This window comes from Mycobacterium sp. (assembly GCF_049647605.1).
Taxonomy (GTDB): Bacteria; Actinomycetota; Actinomycetes; order Mycobacteriales; family Mycobacteriaceae; genus Mycobacterium.
On record NZ_JBARXZ010000199.1, the window covers coordinates 1 to 5,736 of the forward strand.

Sequence of the window (5,736 nt, forward strand, 5' to 3'; positions counted from 1 at the left end):
ACTCGCAGAACGCAAACGCATCAAACTTGCTACCATCGCAAACCGTCGCTTGCAGCACCGACTGCAGGCCGCTTAAACTCTAACCCTGATGACCCAGAGCCTCTCTTCTCGAAACGCCTGATCAGTCTCAAATTGCCTGACGACGAACAGTCGCTGATACCTTGGCTCTGCAATCATCCCGTACCGCGTACATCTGGCTGATCGGCTTGTCGGCGGCTGCGATCGCTCTCGTTCACCTTGCATTATTTAACGGACTAACGCTCCGCTCATCGATGATGGCAAAGACAAATATCGAGGTTGCGCTAATCCGAATGGATCTTACCGAGAATCTTCCGGTATCGATGCAATACCTTAAGTCTATTGCTATCAACGCCCTGTTTCCTATCGGTTTACTGATGGCGGTGATAAAGCGAATGAATCTACTGGCAGCTATCGTTGCAGTTGCCGGCATATTCTACACGATCTGCATGATGCAGAAGTCGGGGCCGGTGATTTTGGCTCTGCCAACTTTAGCATATTTTGTTTGCACACAACGTTGGTTTCGCGCCCTCGTCGGATCAGCTCTTGTCGTAGCGACGGTCTACGCAATGGACTCAATCGCCGAGCCATCGATCCGACCTGAAGCTGTAAACTTCGTTTTCCGTACCGCAAGCGCCGTCTTGCCAGACACTGCGCCGCCGAATTTGTCGCAGCGAGCCCAAAATGTTGCGAGACCAGTTTCCCCTTCCCTCACAACCGATGACGACCATCCAACAATATCATCAGGACTGTTCAAACGAATGGTCATAGTTCCAGGCGACGTCGCGGCGGAGTGGTTCAATACTGTGCCAGCGGATGTGCCCTACGCATACGGTTGCGGCTACCGCTTCTTAACACCTATACTCGGCTGCAAATTTCAAAATTATTCGCTTATACTCTATTCTAAATTCAATCCGGAGTATGCCGGTACAGGCCTTCGCGGCTCATCGAACGCTGCCTCCATGATGACTGCCTACGCAAACTTTGGGATGCTAGGACTTGTGATATCCGGTTTTTTTTTCATCACTTCCTCTTAGCCACGCGGTGAATAGCAACTGAGAGTTTGAGCGCAAAAATCACCTGGCGAGACAAATCACAATTCAAGATACTTCAGTTATGTCGTCGCCACCCAATTGAGCTCAATGCTCCCGAAGCGTCCATGGTTGTAGAAAATAGACGCTCAGATTAAAGGAGCCCTCTATCTTTGGACACGATCTGAATAGCCGGCGTCCTGCCTCTAACGTTTGGCCGGCACTCACTCTTCAGGCTCCATGGAAGCGGCGTTCGTAGCTGGCCGGGCCATGACGTAATCTCTAGTCCGGCGATTCAACGCCGTATGACTCGAGTGATCGCCTCGGAGACACCACACGATCCCTGCCAATCCCACGACAGCGCCATTTCAGCTACGTCAGATCAGATTCTCGTTTGAAACTCTATCTATCGAGCCTTTGCGGGCATACCGACAACCGTTGCTCCATCGGGGACGTCCTTCACGACAACGGCACCTGCCCCTACAACGGACTTACAGCCGATCTTGACGCCGGGAAGAACAATGGCACCGGTCCCGATATACGCGCCGTCACCGATAGTCACCCGACCATTGATGCAAACCCGAGGGGCAAGAGTAACAAAATCCCCAACAACGCAATCATGGGCGACGTAAGAATAGATATTGCAATGAAAGGCTTTCCCGATCCTGGCATCGCACGTGATCGTGGACAGATGAGAGAGAATAAACCCCGCATCGATGGAAACGTTCGGACCAATGTGAGCCGTGGGTGATTGACAGTCGAACATGGAGAATCCATCAGCCTCGCATTGCGCCACCTTCGTCCTACGCAATTCGGGGTCGGCAAAAGCCACGTTGATCCTGAGATCGGCTATCGATTTCGCATCGTCGTACGAGATGACTTCCGCACCGTGAATGACCATCGATCGCTGACGTGGGTCATCGTCGATGAAGTAGAATCGGGGCGCGTACTGCGCAGCTCGCGATATGCTCAGAACAAATTCCATAATCGTTTCACGCGCATAGCCTCCAGCGCTGTAAAATGCAAACCTTGACATACAGCCTCCTGCGCTGCCCGACCGTCGGTCCGAGCGGTTGACGATTCTCAATAGAAACTCGGCCTCAATATTTCCCTCAATGCGAAATTGACCGCAATATAATCAGCTCATTGAAGAGATTTGTTTGAGTTGGGCAGCATGAGCTGAAGATAATCTTCGGCCAATCTATCGTACTTGCGATTGCATAGCAGCCACGTCCGTCCGGCTTTGCCGATAATTTCACGCGCTGCGGAAGGCATCTCAGCGTAGCGCAAGATTTCATTACGTAGCGCATCTGCGTCCCCCGTCGGGACAAAGCTGCCACAACCTGCTTCGTTGATCATCGAAGGATATCCAGAGTAGGAAGCCAGGATCGGCTTGCCCGAAAGCATATAATCGATGACCTTGTTCAGGGACTGGCCGTACTTCCAGACACTCGACGTGTGTGTCGAAAAATACAGCAGATCAACATGCGCCAACACCGATTGAACCATCGTTTTCTTTACCGCAGGCGCGAAGGTAATGTTGGGCAGGTCGGCGCAAAGCTCCTGATACTTGGCTTTGAGATCTCCCTTGCCGACGATCAGGAAATGTATATTCGAGCGCTCCTGTAACGCGCGAGCACAAGCAAATAACGTGTCGAGCGCGTTGGTGATGCCGATGGAACCCGCATGACAGACGACGAATTTGCCTTGAGATATAAACTTGGCTTCGTACTCTGGCTCCAACGGCTCCCCGGCGGCCAATGACACGTCGTCCACGCCCATCGGGATACAATGGACTTTTCGTCTTTGGCCAAGAACCTCGGTTACATGCTCTTCTAGGTTGGGCATCGTTCCGACGATAGCGTCAGCGCGACTATAACCCAGGCGCTCGATGAGGCCGAGTCCGATAACGAAAGGGTTATACTTTCCGAAACCTCCCTCCTCCGTCATCGTCAACGGCCAGATATCGCGAATCTCGAAGACGAGGCGACACCCGTATTTCCAACGCAGCAAAAGTCCGTTGAAGATGGTCAGGAGCGATAGACTCGAAACGATGACGGCGTCGGGACGGCCAAATTGCTTTTTTGGAAGACGCCATAGCCGCCATTCGAAGTCCAGCCAACTCAGTACGCGCCGCGACGACTTGGCGACCCTGTATTTCAGGGTCCTGATCCAGCAAAACTCAACCCCATCCATGATATCGACCTGATGGTCGCCATCAAAGCTGGGGGTGGCAATCAAATGATTTGAATCGGATGCCAGGATCACGGCACGATGCCCCATACGCGCGAATTCACGCATGATAAGAAATCCACGCGCGCCCGCCGATCCTGACATCGGAGGCGCGGCATACTTTGAAACGTACCAAATGTTCAGCGACAAGATGGCTACGCCTCATACATTCTCGGAACGGAATTCACGACTCGGATAACTTCGGAAAAATCGAGCCCTACAGCATCGAGATACCATTTGATATTTGGGTAGCGCGGGCGATTTTCGTCTTCAATAAGCGCTATAGCCTCCTGACGGGTGATCTGCCCCTCGCGGATTTGATTGCTGCGAAACGTATCGTGTTCCGTAAAGCCGGCGATCGTGTAGTAGATGTAGTTATAGAAGGCAGCAGTTCCATCGCCGATGCGCCAAGTGGTTGACGTATCGGGAGCCTTTTCCCAATCGTACTGCGCAAGGCATTGGTCGACGATCCGCTCGTCCCACGTCCAATAATCGAAGATGTGGAAGTAGTCGGACTTCTCTGCAAAGCTGCGATAGTACTCGCCAGACAGGGTATCCCATAGCGAGCTATTGAAATAGCCGGGACTCTGCATCATCGCCTTCAGTCGCAGATACTGGTAGCGAAGTTGTTTCATATTACTGCTGATGTAAACACGCTCCTCTTCGAAATCGGGAGGCACACCTAGGAATCCAGCCTTAAAATGTGTCACTTCCAGCGGATTGACGCCCCAGAGGTTTAGCGTAACTCCCGTCTGGCGCTTGACTGTTTCGACATGACGGAAGAAGTGTTTGTCGCCTGCGGTCAGTATGCTGACCATTCCGAGATTGGGCGCCCTCAACCAGGCGCGCAGATTCATCGCGATATTCTCGCGCTTTTTAGCGATGTCATCGGCGACAATGATATTCTCAACGCCCAACTCAGCAGACATGCGACTGATATTCCGGCGCCCCAGGTCGGTCACCATGCCCCAGTCATATGTATATGTGACAGGTTTCATTCGCAGTTCGTTGACGATCAGATGCAACGCATAACAACTATCCCGGCCACCCGAAAAGGGAACAACGCAGTCGTTGCCGGACTTACGGCGGAACGGTTCCACGAGGGCAAAGAGTTGCTCCTTCGGCTTGGGCTTATTTCTCGGCTTGTAGTGAAGGCAGTAGTTGCACACGCCTTCTTCGTTGAACCGAATGAAGGGCATGGTCTCGGGCAACACACATCGGGTGCAACGTCGGAGTTGGGGCTGAGGGTACGCCAGAAGCTTTTCTTCTGATGACGACAGTGTGAGAGGCGGTATCAGGTTAGCACGATGCCCGGCCTTATTGACGACAACATAGTCTTTCGTGGACGATGGAATGTCGAGAATGACCGCGTCGCGCTTGACTTCCCTGATTTCCTCGCATGTCAGTTCGGTCAACGGAAACTCCTCGGAGGAGAAGTACGTTGCGTTTGATTTTTTGCCTACATAGAGACTGCCATTGTTGGAGAACAGGCAGAGCTTGCCCAGCCTCGGCAGTGCAAGCGCGCAGGCAACGACACCGACACACAGATCAAGAACTTTGGCTGAAATATCCTCGACCTTTCCCCCCTGCTCCAAATGTGCGGCGGCAATCGCGGGGATGACTTCCGTATCGATTTGCAGTTCGCGAACCTTGCCGATCTTTTCCCAGATCGACTCGTGATTGACGATGATGCCGTTGTGCAAAACACAGACGTCGTCGCGAAGCACCGGCTGGTTGTCATCCAGGCCGTTAGTGATCAGCCGACTATGCCCCATAACGACGCCAGTCGAGTAAGGTCGAGATTCACTGAGAAGACGGGAGATCGGGTAGTCCGCCCTGTGAACCTGATAAGCGCCGTCCTGCAAAAACAGCAGCCCGCTGGAATCCTTGCCGCGCTGCTGGGCATGGGTAGCCAGCCTCACAAGGTCATCCCTTACCGACGCAGTAGCCGAGACTATCCCAAAAATTCCACACATGATCTGTGTCCTTACAAGCCGTTTTTGCCTCGAGTGCGGCGTGTCAACTGATGTCAGTGGAGTACCCACACCAGTTGCGCCCAATCAGAGGAGCATGTTTTCCAACTGGCTGAGGGAAGCTAAGAGCGAGGATACCAACCGATGATAGCGCAAGAGACTGAATAGAATTTCCCCTCAAGCAAAACAGCTCAAACTCGTCCTCGGGAACACAATCCAACCAAGGGTTGGTAGAAAGAAACGAGTTTCTCGGCCTCGTGGTCCCAATTGTAGCGATCCAGAACAGCCAAGCGTCCGCGGTCACCCATTGCTTGTGCTTCCTGCGGATTTTCAAGTACCCATTGCATTGCGCCAACCAATGCATCGGTATCCATCGGATCGACTAAGAGCCCACATCCCGCGCTATCAATGATTTCACGCCAAACCGGAAAATCTGATGAAATTACCGGCATCCCTGCCGCCATATACTCGAAGAGCTTGAT

The 5,736-nt window shown here is 52.6% G+C and carries 5 protein-coding genes; 1 reads left to right on the top strand and 4 read right to left on the bottom strand.

Annotated elements, in window-relative coordinates:
* The first annotated feature begins 161 nt into the window (after positions 1-161).
* The gene (locus WBB07_RS25540) at positions 162-1,055 is read left to right on the top strand and encodes a hypothetical protein (RefSeq protein WP_526311851.1); all 894 of its coding nucleotides are present in this window, start codon (positions 162-164) and stop codon (positions 1,053-1,055) included.
* A gap of 400 nt (positions 1,056-1,455) precedes the next feature.
* On the opposite strand, the gene WBB07_RS25545 is transcribed toward WBB07_RS25540, so the two are convergent.
* The 4 genes from WBB07_RS25545 to WBB07_RS25560 all read right to left on the bottom strand — a co-directional run.
* Positions 1,456-2,085 carry a NeuD/PglB/VioB family sugar acetyltransferase gene (locus WBB07_RS25545; protein WP_526311853.1) on the bottom strand — a complete coding sequence of 210 codons (630 nt, stop codon included), beginning with the start codon at positions 2,083-2,085 and terminating at the stop codon, positions 1,456-1,458.
* A gap of 107 nt (positions 2,086-2,192) precedes the next feature.
* Positions 2,193-3,350 (bottom strand): glycosyltransferase family 4 protein, encoded by a 1,158-nt coding sequence (locus tag WBB07_RS25550; RefSeq protein ID WP_526311855.1) that lies wholly within the window; start codon positions 3,348-3,350, stop codon positions 2,193-2,195.
* A gap of 86 nt (positions 3,351-3,436) precedes the next feature.
* Complete coding sequence (locus tag WBB07_RS25555) at positions 3,437-5,203, bottom strand: hypothetical protein (protein WP_526311857.1); 1,767 nt, start codon at positions 5,201-5,203, stop codon at positions 3,437-3,439.
* A gap of 242 nt (positions 5,204-5,445) precedes the next feature.
* The coding region (locus tag WBB07_RS25560; protein ID WP_526311859.1) for a glycosyltransferase at positions 5,446-5,736 on the bottom strand (291 nt) is incomplete at its 5' end.

What these genes read in the sequence shown, in the direction of transcription:
- WBB07_RS25545 (WP_526311853.1), bottom strand. Translation starts at nt 2,085, where the DNA reads ATGTCAAGGTTTGCATTTTACAGCGCTGGAGGCTATGCGCGTGAAACG.
- WBB07_RS25550 (WP_526311855.1), bottom strand. Translation starts at nt 3,350, where the DNA reads ATGCGTGAATTCGCGCGTATGGGGCATCGTGCCGTGATCCTGGCATCC.